Below are 12,806 nucleotides of genomic sequence, written 5' to 3'. Positions count from 1 at the left end.
GCGCGTTCGGTCGGTCACGCCGTCCCGGCTATTCTGAAAGCCCCGGTCGCTGCCGCCGCCGCCGCCGGTCGAGCAGCCGCCGGATGGCCCCGCCCGGCCCGCCGTCGAGCGGCCAGCCCTTCGACCGCCAGGCCGGCGGCTCGGGTTCGTACGACGGGCACGCGCCGCGGCACTCCGCCGCCGTCGGAGTGCACTCCTTCGCCGCGCAGTACGGGTAGACCCCAGTCTCGCTCGGACGGAGCTGAAAGTGCCGGCAGTCCGGCCGCATCGTGTCGGCGTAGGCGCGCCAGCCGCGCTCGTAGGCCCGCTCGGCGATGGCGAGGCGGCGCTCGCGCTTCCAGTCCGTGTCGACGTACTCGAATCTGGCCGCGCTGTGGTCGTCGTTCGGACGGTCGAGGATGCGGGTCCCGGGGTCGTCGACCGACAGCGAGCGGGGCTGCCAGACTTCCTCGGCGGTGCCGCGTTCCGTGTCGACCGTCAGGACGCCGGCCGCCGCTGGCATGTCGGTCAGCAGGACCGGTTCGACGCGTTCGCCGGTCGCCGCCGTCGCGACCCACACCTCGTCGGCCAGTGACAGCGCCACGTCGCGCTCCAGTTGCGGGGCGAGGTCGCGGGCGGCGCTGGCCGTCAGGTCCGGCTTGTTCTCGATGGCGACGATTCGGCGAAGCCAGTCCGGGTACGGCCGGATCCACCGGATCTGGATCCGGTTGCCCCGCTTTCGCGTTTCCAGTGCGTCACGGTCGGCGGCCTCGTGGATCGACTCGCGGACGTATCGCCACGGATACCCCGGGTCGGGGAGCGCGTCGCGGTAGTACGTCCAGTCGGCGGGCGCGTTCCGAAGGACGTGCAACAGGTCTGAATCGAACGCCGCCGGGCCGAACGCCGCCCGTTCGCGGAGACCGTCCGGGTCGCACTCGAAAACGACGGTGTCCCAGCGTCGGTATTTCGTCCCGAGCTGTCGGGCGACCAGCACCGCCGAATCGCCGGTGGGCTCCCACGCTCGCTCGGCCCACTGGCAGACCCGCAACTCGAACGCGAACTCTGAGGTGACCGACACGGCTGACGGTTCGGCAGTCGACAGCAAAACGTTTTATCGTGTGGTCGGCGCGATCGGTATCCTTCCAGAGGCCTACAGAGATGGCACTACCCGACGATGGTATTGTTTTATTTATATATTGCTACGAAAGTTTTATTCTTGCAGACGGGATGCCCAGTAGTGTATGGATAAACATCCACGAGCGAACCTCGAAAAGAAAGCTGGGCTCGGCAAACGATTCGCGGCGCGGTTCCTCGACGGCCTCCTCATCGGCGTCGTCTTCGGTGCCATCTTCTTCGTCATCGGCGGCGTCGGCGGTGCCGCCTCCGGCGAGAACAACGCCGTCGTGACAGGGTTAGCCGGAGCCTACGTCTTCATGCTGATCGGGTTCCCGTTCATCTACTTCCTCTATCACACGATCATGGAAGCGATGTACGGGTACACGCTCGGGAAACACGCGCTCGGACTGGTCATCACCGACGAGAGCGGGGCCGACATCACGTGGGTCGACTCGATCGTCAGGAACGTGTTCCGACTCGTCGGCTTCTTCTTCTCGCCATTCTCGGCACTGGTGGCCGTGATCCTCATCGCGGTGAACGACGACGAACAGCGTCTGGGCGACATGGCCGGCAGCACCGTCGTGGTCGAACAGGCCTGAGGGAACCGCCGACACCTTTTCGAGCGACAGCGGGTAGAGCTATCGCTGTCTCCTGCAGGGGATCGGCGACCGCTGCGATACCCCTACTCCTCGTCTTCGTCGCGCTCGTCGAGGAACTCGTGTGCCTCTTCGAGGATCTCGCGGGGGCCATCCTGCGTGACCGTGTTGATGGCCTGTTCGTAGTCGCGCCACTGCAGGTCGCGGTGTTCGGTGGACAGTTCGGCTGACGCTTCGAACGACTTCGCGACGAACAGGTGGACCGTCTTGTGGATGGTGTTCCCGTTCGCTTCGAACACGTAGTCGTAGTCTTCGCGGAACCCGTCTAAGAGCCGGAAATCGCCGATTCCGGCCTCCTCTTTCACTTCGCGGATGGCGGTCTGCTGCAGTTCCTCTTCGCCCTCGACGCCGCCCTTGGGGAACTCCCAATCGCCGGGTCGGCTCTTGAGCAGGAGGTACTCCCGCCGGCCACGCGTATCGCGAAAGAGGATGGCTCCCGCGCTCGTGGCCTCTATCATTAGCCGAAATTACTACACCAGTACTTAAGAGAATATCGGAGACGCGGCGCGAACAGATGACCTTTTACCCCTCGCCGAGGAGTTCCGTCCACAGATGCCGTTCGTCACGACACTCACGCTCACGAGCGGGGACCGACACCGACTCGACGACGTGGTCGCGGAGATCAAACAGATGGCCGAACAGAAGGGCGTCGAACTGAAGGGCCCACATCCCAAACAGCCGCGGGAACTGCGCATTCCCCAGTCGAAGTCGCTGGGCCCGAGCGGCGGCCGGTTCGAGTCCTGGAACTACTCGGTGTACACTCGCACCGTCGAGATCGTCGGCTACGAGGAGTTCGCCCGGACCGTCACCCAGCGGACGTACCCTGACTCGATCCACGTCGAGGCCGACGTCGAACAGCGGACACAGGTCGGCAGCGGGTCCTGACGCGACCCGCCCGGCGTCCCCAGTTTTCTTATAAGTTACTGGCGTTCCTCTCCCCGATATGGACGAGGACACACTGTCGCACCTCACGTCGCTCCGGCGAGCACTGCATCGGTACCCCGAACCCGCCTGGCGGGAGTTCTACACGACGAGCCGCATCGTCGACGAACTGGAACGCATCGGCGTCGACGAGTTGCACCTCGGTCGCGAGGCGCTCGACGCCGACGCGCGCATGGCCGTCCCCGACGAGTCGGAGCTGACGACGTGGCGGGAGGCGGCCCGCGACGCTGGCGCTCGCGATGACGTGCTGGACGCTACGGAAGGCGGTTTCACGGGCGCGCTGGCGGTGCTCGAACGAGGCGAGGGACCGACCGTCGCGCTCCGGGTGGACATCGACGCCCTCCCGATCACCGAGTCCGAGTCGGCGGCGCACGTCCCAGCCGACGAGGGATTCCGGTCGAGCAACGAGGGGTTCATGCACGCCTGCGGGCACGACGCGCACGCGACCATCGGCCTGGGCGTGCTAGAGGCAATCGCCGACAGTGACTTCCGCGGAACGTTCAAGGTGGTGTTCCAGCCGGCGGAGGAGGTCATCGGCGGCGGGAAGGCCGTCGCCGAGAGCGGCCACCTCGACGACGTCGACCACCTCCTGGCCATCCACATCGGTCTCGACCACCCGACGGGCGAAATCGTCGCCGGCGTCGGTGGCTTCCTCGCCGTCCGGCAGTTCGAGGCGACGTTCACCGGTGAATCAGCCCACGCCGGCGGCCATCCCGCCCAGGGCCGGGACGCCGTCCAGGCGCTCGCCACCGCGGTCCAGAACCTCCACGCGATCCGCCGCCACGGCGACGGCGCGACCCGGGTCAACGCGGGCGTCGTCTCGGGCGGGACGGCGACCAACATCGTGCCGGAACGCGCGACTATCGAAGGTGAAGTACGCGGTGAGACGACCGAACTCAAGGAGTACATGAGCGAACGCGCGGACACCGTCGTCAAGTCCGCGGCGACCATGCACGACTGCGAAGCGACCGTCGAGACGACCGCGGAAGCGCCGAGCGCCGAGAGCGACGCGTCGCTCGCCGACGTCGTCTACGACGCGGCCGGGACCGTCTCCGGCGTCACCAGTCGGCTTCGAACCGCCGACCTCGGTGGGAGCGAAGACGCGACGTACCTGATGGACCGCGTCCAGAAGCACGGCGGGAGGGCGACGTTCGTCGGCGTCGGGACCGACCACCCCGGCGGCCACCACACTCCGACCTTCGACGTGGACGAGCGGTCGCTGGCAATCGGCGTCGACGTCGTCAGCGAAGCAGTGACAGAACTGGGTCGGTGACGCCGGTTACGGCGCGTTCCACGTCGCGAGCTGAATCGAACGCTCGTTGTTCGGCGAACGCCAGTTTACGGTGACGGTCGCGTCGGACAGGTCGAGCGAGGCAGCCGAGAACGTCGCGCGTGTCCCGGCCGTGATCTTCGATCCCGCAGCGGGCGCACCGGTGAGACTCGTGAACGCGTGCTGTCCGTTGTCTGTCGAGGCCCCGCTGACGGTGACGTACAGCGACCCGGTCCGGATCGAGTCGCCGCTCCGGTGTTCGATTGTCAAGCTGTCAGGGCTTCCCGCCTCGTAGTCGAACGTGAACGCTGCCTGTGGCGTCTGTTCGTTCATGGCACCCGATGATCCGAGGTCGAGGAAGAACGTCGCTGCTGTGGCCGCAAGTAGCACGGTGACCGCGACCATCAGGATGACCCCCACGACTGGCGATACTGCGCTGTCGTCTGTTCGGAACGTGTGTATTGACATGATAGTCCCCTCACTCGGGAGACGGTCTGCGCGCCGTCCCGTCCGTCGGCGACCCCCCAGCCGACCGACGCCGAGTGACTTCATTTGCATATCATGTTTGTATGAGATAAAACTTTTTATTCAGACATGACCGTTTATTGTTTTCTGCTACGTACCAGGCGGTAAAAGGTGCTAGGAATTCGGACGGTGGTCGAAAACGAACTGTTCGTTCCGAGAACGGCGGTCAGTACTTCGGGTCCGCGCCGGTGAGTTCGTAGATGTCGTCCATGATGTCGTTGCGCTCGCGCTGCCAGGCCTCGAACCCGCTCGGGTCCGCGGGGTAGTCCTCGTAGTGCGCGAGCAGACGGTCTGCGAGGGACTTCGTCTGATAGAGGTCGTAGATCGTCCCCCAGTGGCCGAAGCTCTTGATCGCGGTCTTGATCTTCAGGCCGAGGCCGATGCTCGTGGACCCGCCGTACAGCGCTTCGGCGAGTTTCTCGCCGGGAAGCGAGGCCAGCAGCGCCATCAGGTCGTCCACGTCGTAGGCGGTGGTGAAGATGTTGTACACGTCGAGCGCGGCGTAGCGCGCGCCGAAGTGGTCCATCACCCGCTCGTTGTACTCCCAGAGCGCAGCCTCGTCGTCCGTTCGGCCGGACTCGATGGCCTCGATGGCCTGTTCGGCCGCGTACTTTCCAGCGTAGGCCGCACCGGCGATGCCGCCGCCCGTGGTCGGATTGACGTGGCCGGCGGCGTCGCCGACCGCCATGAATCCGGGGGCGACCGCAGAGTCGTAGGGGCGACGCGTCGGCAGCGCCGCGCCGAGTTTGTCTTTGACCGTCGCGCCCTCGAACTCGCTGCGGTCTTCGAGGTCTCGCTTGAGGTCGTCGACCAGTTCCATCGGCTCCTCGTTCATCTGGAAGCCCAGACCGGCGTTGATCTCCGTGTCCGTGCGCGGGAAGTACCAGAGGTAGCCCGCCGACCGCTCGGTCGGTTTGAACACGAGCGCGTCGTCCCACTCGACCGGTTCGTCGACCTCGATGATCTCCCGGTACGCCGAGCAGAACTGCGAGTACTGGACGTTGGTGTCGAAGGTGGCGTCTTCGAGGTCGGTCTTGTCCTGGAGGATCGACAGCGCGCCCGCGCCGTCGATGACGATGTCCGCCTCGTAGGTGACCGGATCGCCCTTCCGCATCGCCTTCACGCCGGTGACACGGCCGGTCTCGTCCTGCAAAACGTCCTGAACGACGGTGTCGTAGTGGAACGTCGCCCCGCTGTCGTTCGCGCCCTCGATGAGACAGCGGCCGTACTCCCAGCGGTCGATGACGGCGAGTTCGCCCGGGACCGGGATTTCGAGAACCGTGTCCTCCTGGGGGATCTCGAACCGGCCGTGGTCGACGCCGGTGTTGGTAAAGGCCGGTTCGAGGCGGGACTTCGGGATGGCCTCGGGGAAGTCGCTGGCCCCCTTCAGCGCGTCCCCGCAGGCGATGTGGCCGGCCTCCGTCTCGTCCTTGCGTTCGACGACGACGGCGTCGTAGCCCGCATCCGCGACCGTCGCAGCGGCGTAACAGCCGGACGTTCCGGCCCCGACGACGACGATGTCTGCGGTGACGGTCCGCGGGCCGCCGCCGGCGCTGTCGCCCGTGTTCGTGGTCATGCACTCTCGTCCATGCCGGAGAGAGAAAATTATTCCGACTGGGCGTCTGACCGCTGGACGGCGGTGGTAAGAGTTTTGCCGGGGGGTATCAAACAGCGGGGCATGACCGAGTACACGGTGACGTTCGTCGGGACCGGCGAGGAGATCACGGTCTCGGACACGGAGACGATCCTCTCGCGCTGCATCGAGGAGGGCATCGCCCAGGAGTACTCCTGTCGCGTCGGGATGTGTCTCGCCTGCTCGGCGGAGATCGTCGACGGAGCGGTCACGCAGCCGGCCGCGCGCGGACTCACCGAGACGGAGCGAGAGAATTACGCGCTGACGTGCATGGCGCGTCCGCAGTCGGACCTGAAACTCGATCGCGGAAAGTACCCCCCGAGCATCGAAAGCGACCTCGCGGTGGAGGACGGCGATCCGACCCCCGCCGACGATTAATCCGCTCCTACTTCGATCCTGTGACGACGTCTGAGGGGTTAGTGACCGTGTAATCGGCCGATGCTCGCCCGCAGAATCGCGCTCAAAGGGTCAGGTCGTTGTCGCGAGTGAAGGACAGATCATATAAGCAAGTGGCTCCTATAGGGAAACGACTACAGCGTCAGCGGACGGCCTTCGACGACTGATACACGCTTCCCCCAACCATGACCAGCCGCGTATACAGACTTCATTCGACACTCGAACTGCCACTGGAAGACGCCTACGATTTCTTCGAAGATCCCGACCTACCACCCGAGATCGCTGACATCGACATCACGCGCCGAAACAACACGCTCATCGTCAGCGCCGTCGCGAAAGACGACTCGATGAGCAAGTACACGCCGACGGCGCAGCTGAAAGCCAGCGTCACGGAGAACCGGGTTTACGAGGAAGACCCCGACGAGATGGGGCCGCCGGGTGCGGCGAGTACCGGAAGTACCGGCGGCGGGCCGCAGTGGGGTGCGCTCGAAGAGGAAGAAGAGGAGATCGAGTCCGAACTCGTCGAGTACGCCTGTTTCAAGGGCGACCGCGAGACAGTCCTCCAGAACACCGCGCTCCAGTACGCGATGTTCGAGGTCCTCTGTGAGGTCGCCAAGGTAGCGGAGAAGGGTACACTGACCGCGATCGCTGCAGTCGACGAAGAACTCGAGGCCGTCCGCATCGTCGACGGCGAGGAGCGACCCGCCGCGATCAACGTCGCAGAGGAACCGCGCGAGAGCGAAGACGAAGAGGGCGTCAACTGGCGCGACAACGAGTTCATCTCGTAACTCCCCGAGCCTGCTTCTCTCTGCCGTCCGTGCACGCTGAGCCGCGGCTGTGATTCCCGCTCGCTTATCAGGGTCCTAACTGGCGGTTGCAGGCAGGCTACTAATGGGCGTCTCCCGTGAACAGACGGTCGCAGACTCACTCCATGACAGGTGACGAGAGTTCCACGGAGACGACGGTGTCAGCCGCAAGCGCAGACAATCGTGTGTACGCTCACCTCCGCGAGACGATACTGACCGGTGTCGCGATCACTGTCCCCGTCGTCGTCACGATCTACGTCCTCTCCGTGGTCCTGGATTTCGTGGTCGATGCGCTCGTCCCGGTAATCCAGGTGTTGCGCTGGCTGGGCGTCATCGAGGCCGTCGAGAGCGTTCACCTGGTCGGCTTGCTGATCGACCTCGGCGTGTACTCGCACATCGTGGAGTTTCTCACCGAACTCATCGCCGTCCTGGTGTTGCTCGCCGTCGTGCTCGTCGTCGGGAGCGTCGGGAGCCACCGCTACGGCGAGTCGCTCGTGGATCTTTTCGACTTCGTGGTCGCCCGGATTCCGGCCGTGGGGACGGTGTACCAGAGCGTCCGCCGGATGAGCGACGTGATGGTCGGCAACGGCGGGGACGAGAACTTCCAGGACGTGAAACTGGTCGAGTGCTTCGGCGACGACGTGTACGTGCTCGGCTTCCAGACCAACAGGTCGCTCCAGACGGTCGAAGCGGGCGTCGATCACGACGACATGGTCGCCATGTTCCTCCCGCTCGCGCCGAACCCCGTCACCGGCGGCTTTCTCACCTACATCCCCGAATCGAACCTCTACGACGTCGACATGACCGTCGAAGATGCCGTCCAGAGCATCCTGACCAGCGGCGTCGCGTCGGGAGACGGAACGAGTGGCCCGAAACCCCTGTCGCTGACCGACATTCAGGGGATGCCGAACGTCGGCCCGATGACGTCTGCCGACGGGGACGGCACCAAGAACTGATCGAGAGAGCGGTCGCTACGCGAGTGAGACGACCGCGCTGTTCGCGGCGAGGCCGGAGAGATCGGCGTCGGTGAACCGGTCGGCGATTTCGAGCGTGAGGTTCGCCTCGACGAACGCGGCGACGACGATGAGGACGACCGCGAGCGCGAGGAGCCAACCGGCTTCGCGGAGATCCCGGGTTGTGACGAAGGCGTCCGTGCGCCCGCGGAGGTACTGGATCGACAGCCAGCCGAAACGGAGGCCGACAGCGGCGACGAGGAGCAGCGCCGGAATCTCGACGAGGCCGTGTGGGACGATGAGGGCGGCGACGACGACCGGCGAGACCTGTTTGAGCGCGATGGCGATGACGGCCCCGATGACGAGACCGTTCAGGACCAGCGACAGCACGGTCGCGGTCCCGAGCGAGACGGCCCCGAGAAACATGACGAACAATGCGCCGAGGTTGTGGACGGCGAGCGAGACCGTGGTGAGTTCTGGCGGTGTGAACGCGCTCTGGCCGGCCGTCCCGGGCGCTTCGAGCCACGACGCGGGGACCTGGCTCCCGAGCACGAAACCGACCAGTCCGCTGGCGAGCAAGAGCAGCGCAGCGACGGGGACGTACCGAGCGATCCAACGGCGATAGAGGTGCGCCGCCGGGGGCGGGCGAGGGACCATGGCCGTCACTTGACGGGCGACGGCAAAAAGGATCGATGGCCCTGGACGCTCGCGCACGCCGATGATAAATGGTGACGCGCGCTCCCGACGAGTGACGACGGCCACCAGTAGTTAACACGGCGCGTTGCGTGGACGGACGGTGTATGGGTATCGAAGGCCCGTGCCGTCGACCGATCGGTAGCGTCCGAAATCGGGGAGCTATCGACGGATGAGTAGCCACGACGAACGGTCTCCCCAGGCCGAACTCGGACTGCTCGACGCGACGATGATCGGGATGGGCGCGATGATCGGTGCGGGCATCTTCGTCCTGACTGGGCTCGCGGCGGAGATCGCCGGTCCGGCCGCGCTCCTCGTGTTCGTCCTCAACGGCGTCGTCACCGCCTTCACCGGCCTCTCGTACGCCGAACTGGCGAGCGCGATCCCAAAGAGCGGCGGCGGGTACGCGTTCGTCCGCGAGGTGTTCGACGACTTCCAGTCGTTCCTGATGGGCTGGATGCTCTGGTTCGCGTACATGATCGCCGGCGCGCTGTACGCGCTCGGGTTCGCGCCGAACTTCCTCGAACTGTTGCACGTCTACGGAGTCGTCGCGCCGCCCGACCAGGTCGGCGCAGTCGCGCTCCCGGTCGTCGATGCCGCCGTCCCGGCGGGACTGGCGCTCGCGTTCGCCGCCGTGGCGCTGTTCGTCGCCGTCAACGCGGTCTCGACGGCGGCGAGCGGGAGCATCGAGACGATATTCACGGCGACGAAGGTCACGATCCTCCTGGTGTTCGTCGCCTTCGGGGCGGTGTCGCCGATGTTCTCCACCGCCGAGTTCCAGCCACTGTTTCCCGCCGAATCGGGCGCGTTCGCGATCCTGCCCGCGATGGGGCTGACGTTCATCGCCTTCGAGGGGTACGACCTCATCACGACGGTCACCGAGGAGGTGAAGAACCCCCGCGAGAACATCCCGAAGGCTATCTTCGTCAGCCTCGGCGCGACCGTGCTCGTCTACGTGGCGGTCGTCACGGTCGCAATCGGCACACTCGGGGCCCAGGGGCTAGCCGAGGCCGGTGAGGCCGGCATCGCACGCGCAGCCACGGAGTTTATGCCGACGGGCCTGCCGGTCATCAAGAACGGCGGCGCGGTCATCGTCTTCGGGGCCGTCTTCTCCACGCTGACCGCGCTGAACGCCGTGGTCATCGCCTCCTCCCGGGTGGCGTTCTCGATGGGGCGAGAGGGGCAGTTGCTCCCGACGTTCGGTCAGTTGCACCACCGCTTCGGGACCCCGTTCGTCGCCATCGTCGCGAGCGCCGTCGTGATGCTCGGCTCGGTGGTCCTGCCGACGAAGAGCGCCGGCAACATGTCGAGCCTGTTCTTCTTGCTCTCCTTCGTCGTCGTCAACGGGGCCGTCATCAAACTCCGACGGGAGCGGCCGGACATGAACCGACCGTACGAACTGCCGTACTACCCGATCCCCCCGCTGCTGGGGATTCTGCTGAATCTCGTCTTGACCGCCGTGCTGGTGGTCTATCTGGTCCGTACCGACCCGGTCGCGCTGGTGCTCAGCGTCGGCTGGATCCTCCTCGGCGTGGTCGCGTACTACGGGCTAGCGGCCGTTCGATCGGAACCGAGCACCGAGATCAAACCGAGCGACGAGGCGGAACTAATTACCGAGGACGACTGACAATGACACAGAAACTCGACATCGTCATCGCGGGCGGCGGGCGCGTCGGCTCCCAGACGGCCGAACTGCTCGCCGACCGCGGCAACGACGTAACGATCATCGAACGGGACGTGGACACGGTCGACGACATCGCCGAGAAGTGGATGGCGACGGTCATCACCGGGGACGCGACGGATCCGAACATCCTCGAACAGGCGGACATCGAAAACGCCGACGTGATCGCTGCGCTCACCGGTGACACCGGGTTGAATCTCGCGATCTGCATGGCCGCAAAGGAACTCGCGCCGGGCGTTCGAACCGTGGCCCGGATCGACAGGGCGTCGGCCGAGTCCTACGCCCGGTTCGTCGACGCCGTCCTCTACCCCGAACGGGCCGGCGCGCGGCAGGCGGCCAACGAAATCGTCGGAAGCGACGTGCAGACGCTCGCGGACGTGACCAGCACGCTCGACATCATGGACATCCGCGTGGAGGAGGGTGCGCCGGCCGCCGACAAGCAGCTCTCGGACGTACGCTTTCCCGCGGGCACGCTGGTTATCTCGGGTGAGGACGGCGACCGAATCGCACGCCCGGACACCACGCTAGAGGCTGGGAGACGCTACATCGTCGCCGTCGAGCCGGACGTGGTCGACGAAGTGCTGAACCTCCTGCGGGGCTGAGCGGCGACTCCTGTCAGCGCCCAGTATTTGACAGCCGCTCACACACCTGTCGAATATCCAAAAAATACTTAGTGGCTGTAATTATATCTCATTACACTATGTCCGAATCAGCCGAGTTCCCGGACTATCTGGACGTCGACTACACCGACGGCGAGGGCGAAGAGCCCGCCGAGTACCCGACGATCAACCACAAGATCGAGAAGGCCATCGAGGTCACGAAGACCGGCCTCGAAGAGTACGAGAACCCCGTGGTCATGTGGACCGGCGGGAAGGACTCGACGCTGACGCTGTACTTCGTCAAGGAGGTCGCCGACCGCTTCGACCTCGAAGTCCCCCCGGTCGTGTTCATCGACCACTACCAGCACTTCGACGAACTCATCGACTTCGTCGAGCACTGGGCCGAGGAGTGGGACCTCGACGTGATCTGGGCGCGCAACGAGGACGTCGGCGAGTACGTCGACGAGAACGGCCTCGAACCGGGCGACGACATCCCGATCGAGGAGCTCTCCGAGCACAATCAGCACCACGTCCGCAACATCCTCGAGTACGAGGAGGACACGTTCCCGTTCCTGCTCGACACGTACGTCGGCAACCACCTGCTGAAGACGGTGGCGCTCAACGACGCCATCGAGGAGTACGACGTCGACGGCATCATCTCGGGCATCCGCTGGGACGAACAGGAGTCCCGCGCCGACGAGACGTTCTTCTCGCCGCGTCACGACCCCGACATCTATCCGCCCCACGACCGCATCCAGACGATCCTCCAGTTCGCCGAGGCCGACGTGTGGGAGGCCTTCTGGAACTTCGTCGTCCCGGACACCGTCGAGGGCTACCCCGAGGAAGGCTACGTCCCGCAGGGCCAGGACGACCTGCCCGAGGGCATCGAGAAGGAGGACGTGCCGGTCTCGCCGAAGTACTTCGCCGGGTTCCGCTCGCTCGGCAGCGAGGTCAGCACCGACAAGTCCGCCGAGGAGCCTGCGTGGCTCCAGGACATGGAGAACACGACCGAGCGCGCCGGCCGAGCCCAGGACAAGGAGGACCTGATGGAGCGCCTGCGCGACCTCGGCTACATGTAACGGCCGGCGACTGACCGCGATTCGGTTTCTCTCTCTTCGACCCGTCTACCGAGCACGCTTCCCAGACACCCGCTGACGAGAGCGGGGTCCGCCCACCATATTTGTAATATATGATAATGTATTATTAGTTCGACACGAGTCGATGGGCGAATTGCTCCGCCGTTTCGATTTCGTCGCACGTCTCGATATTCCACAAAGCCGTCTTTCAGGCACTCAGAGTTCCGAATGTGTCGGATTGTCGCTGTGAAAACCGGATGAGTGTGACACTCACCCGCCCGTCCGAATTCGACTGTACCTAGTGAATTCGACTCGCCTCGTCTCGGACTGGGTTGTCAGGCGGGGTGTTGTTTTCACACGAAATTTTCGACGATATTGGATATAGAAGCCTCCTTCTGCCCCAGTAGGCAGAGATAGACGATTGTCGTATAAACATTTAGGTATTGTCGAACTGTACGCGCTGGTATGAACGCGACCCAGT

Annotated in this window: 14 protein-coding genes; 9 read left to right on the top strand and 5 right to left on the bottom strand. The window is 64.9% G+C overall.

The genetic code is table 11. The features are described from left to right. Positions 1-28: 28 nt before the first annotated feature. Positions 29-1,084, bottom strand: a complete 1,056-nt coding sequence (locus ACOZ4I_RS04405) for a DUF5787 family protein (RefSeq protein ID WP_424003418.1) — start codon at positions 1,082-1,084, stop codon at positions 29-31. Between the two features lie 136 nt (positions 1,085-1,220). Here ACOZ4I_RS04405 and ACOZ4I_RS04400 point away from each other — a divergent pair, with 136 nt between their 5' ends. After that, complete coding sequence (locus ACOZ4I_RS04400; RefSeq protein ID WP_424003416.1) at positions 1,221-1,694, top strand: RDD family protein; 474 nt, start codon at positions 1,221-1,223, stop codon at positions 1,692-1,694. A gap of 83 nt (positions 1,695-1,777) precedes the next feature. Here ACOZ4I_RS04400 and ACOZ4I_RS04395 read toward each other — a convergent pair whose 3' ends face one another. Beyond that, entirely contained in the window at positions 1,778-2,209 is a 432-nt protein-coding gene (locus ACOZ4I_RS04395; protein ID WP_174242916.1) for a bis(5'-nucleosyl)-tetraphosphatase, read from the bottom strand. Positions 2,210-2,303: 94 nt separating this feature from the next. Between ACOZ4I_RS04395 and ACOZ4I_RS04390 the strand changes: the two genes are divergently transcribed. Both ACOZ4I_RS04390 and ACOZ4I_RS04385 read left to right on the top strand, forming a co-directional pair. Next, a complete protein-coding gene (locus tag ACOZ4I_RS04390; protein WP_424003414.1) occupies positions 2,304-2,636 on the top strand; it encodes an uS10/mL48 family ribosomal protein in 333 nt (110 codons plus the stop codon). Between the two features lie 58 nt (positions 2,637-2,694). Then, positions 2,695-3,966, top strand: coding sequence for an amidohydrolase (locus ACOZ4I_RS04385; RefSeq protein ID WP_424003412.1), 1,272 nt, complete (start codon positions 2,695-2,697; stop codon positions 3,964-3,966). A gap of 6 nt (positions 3,967-3,972) precedes the next feature. Here the strand turns inward: ACOZ4I_RS04385 and ACOZ4I_RS04380 are convergent, their stop codons facing one another. Both ACOZ4I_RS04380 and ACOZ4I_RS04375 read right to left on the bottom strand, forming a co-directional pair. Continuing rightward, positions 3,973-4,368 carry a type IV pilin gene (locus ACOZ4I_RS04380; protein ID WP_424004779.1) on the bottom strand — a complete coding sequence of 132 codons (396 nt, stop codon included), beginning with the start codon at positions 4,366-4,368 and terminating at the stop codon, positions 3,973-3,975. Between the two features lie 286 nt (positions 4,369-4,654). Next, entirely contained in the window at positions 4,655-6,064 is a 1,410-nt protein-coding gene (locus ACOZ4I_RS04375; RefSeq protein WP_424003410.1) for a geranylgeranyl reductase family protein, read from the bottom strand. 102 nt (positions 6,065-6,166) lie between these two features. Between ACOZ4I_RS04375 and ACOZ4I_RS04370 the strand changes: the two genes are divergently transcribed. From ACOZ4I_RS04370 to ACOZ4I_RS04360, 3 genes are all read left to right on the top strand, one after another. Next, positions 6,167-6,499 (top strand): 2Fe-2S iron-sulfur cluster-binding protein, encoded by a 333-nt coding sequence (locus tag ACOZ4I_RS04370; protein ID WP_424003408.1) that lies wholly within the window; start codon positions 6,167-6,169, stop codon positions 6,497-6,499. A 203-nt stretch (positions 6,500-6,702) separates the two neighbouring features. After that, positions 6,703-7,305 (top strand): DUF7110 family protein, encoded by a 603-nt coding sequence (locus ACOZ4I_RS04365; RefSeq protein ID WP_162411925.1) that lies wholly within the window; start codon positions 6,703-6,705, stop codon positions 7,303-7,305. Between the two features lie 143 nt (positions 7,306-7,448). Then, the gene (locus tag ACOZ4I_RS04360; protein ID WP_424003406.1) at positions 7,449-8,279 is read left to right on the top strand and encodes a DUF502 domain-containing protein; all 831 of its coding nucleotides are present in this window, start codon (positions 7,449-7,451) and stop codon (positions 8,277-8,279) included. Positions 8,280-8,294: 15 nt separating this feature from the next. On the opposite strand, the gene ACOZ4I_RS04355 is transcribed toward ACOZ4I_RS04360, so the two are convergent. Beyond that, positions 8,295-8,933 (bottom strand): stage II sporulation protein M, encoded by a 639-nt coding sequence (locus ACOZ4I_RS04355; protein WP_424003404.1) that lies wholly within the window; start codon positions 8,931-8,933, stop codon positions 8,295-8,297. Positions 8,934-9,141: 208 nt separating this feature from the next. On the opposite strand from ACOZ4I_RS04355, the gene ACOZ4I_RS04350 reads away from it, so the two are divergent. The 3 genes from ACOZ4I_RS04350 (at position 9,142) to ACOZ4I_RS04340 (ending at position 12,328) form a co-directional block, all read left to right on the top strand. After that, the gene (locus ACOZ4I_RS04350; protein ID WP_424003402.1) at positions 9,142-10,596 is read left to right on the top strand and encodes an APC family permease; all 1,455 of its coding nucleotides are present in this window, start codon (positions 9,142-9,144) and stop codon (positions 10,594-10,596) included. 2 nt (positions 10,597-10,598) lie between these two features. Further along, positions 10,599-11,252: a potassium channel family protein gene (locus ACOZ4I_RS04345; RefSeq protein WP_424003400.1), complete on the top strand. Its 654-nt coding sequence runs from the start codon at positions 10,599-10,601 to the stop codon at positions 11,250-11,252. A 98-nt stretch (positions 11,253-11,350) separates the two neighbouring features. Then, positions 11,351-12,328, top strand: a complete 978-nt coding sequence (locus ACOZ4I_RS04340) for a phosphoadenosine phosphosulfate reductase family protein (RefSeq protein WP_424003398.1) — start codon at positions 11,351-11,353, stop codon at positions 12,326-12,328. Positions 12,329-12,806: the final 478 nt, after the last annotated feature.

The organism is Haloarcula salina, from assembly GCF_049603855.1.
In the GTDB taxonomy this organism is placed as follows: Archaea; Halobacteriota; Halobacteria; order Halobacteriales; family Haloarculaceae; genus Haloarcula; species Haloarcula salina_A.
Note: the sequence above shows the minus strand (reverse complement) of the source record. Positions and strands in the feature narration are given on the sequence as shown.

Excerpts from the sequence above, each read along its gene's own strand:
- ACOZ4I_RS04390 (WP_424003414.1), top strand. The coding sequence starts at position 2,304 with ATGCCGTTCGTCACGACACTCACGCTCACGAGCGGGGACCGACACCGA.
- ACOZ4I_RS04395 (WP_174242916.1), bottom strand. The coding sequence starts at position 2,209 with ATGATAGAGGCCACGAGCGCGGGAGCCATCCTCTTTCGCGATACGCGT.
- ACOZ4I_RS04345 (WP_424003400.1), top strand. The coding sequence starts at position 10,599 with ATGACACAGAAACTCGACATCGTCATCGCGGGCGGCGGGCGCGTCGGC.
- ACOZ4I_RS04385 (WP_424003412.1), top strand. The coding sequence starts at position 2,695 with ATGGACGAGGACACACTGTCGCACCTCACGTCGCTCCGGCGAGCACTG.
- ACOZ4I_RS04400 (WP_424003416.1), top strand. The coding sequence starts at position 1,221 with ATGGATAAACATCCACGAGCGAACCTCGAAAAGAAAGCTGGGCTCGGC.
- ACOZ4I_RS04355 (WP_424003404.1), bottom strand. The coding sequence starts at position 8,933 with ATGGTCCCTCGCCCGCCCCCGGCGGCGCACCTCTATCGCCGTTGGATC.
- ACOZ4I_RS04380 (WP_424004779.1), bottom strand. The coding sequence starts at position 4,368 with ATGGTCGCGGTCACCGTGCTACTTGCGGCCACAGCAGCGACGTTCTTC.
- ACOZ4I_RS04375 (WP_424003410.1), bottom strand. The coding sequence starts at position 6,064 with ATGACCACGAACACGGGCGACAGCGCCGGCGGCGGCCCGCGGACCGTC.
- ACOZ4I_RS04350 (WP_424003402.1), top strand. The coding sequence starts at position 9,142 with ATGAGTAGCCACGACGAACGGTCTCCCCAGGCCGAACTCGGACTGCTC.
- ACOZ4I_RS04365 (WP_162411925.1), top strand. The coding sequence starts at position 6,703 with ATGACCAGCCGCGTATACAGACTTCATTCGACACTCGAACTGCCACTG.
- ACOZ4I_RS04370 (WP_424003408.1), top strand. The coding sequence starts at position 6,167 with ATGACCGAGTACACGGTGACGTTCGTCGGGACCGGCGAGGAGATCACG.
- ACOZ4I_RS04340 (WP_424003398.1), top strand. The coding sequence starts at position 11,351 with ATGTCCGAATCAGCCGAGTTCCCGGACTATCTGGACGTCGACTACACC.
- ACOZ4I_RS04360 (WP_424003406.1), top strand. The coding sequence starts at position 7,449 with ATGACAGGTGACGAGAGTTCCACGGAGACGACGGTGTCAGCCGCAAGC.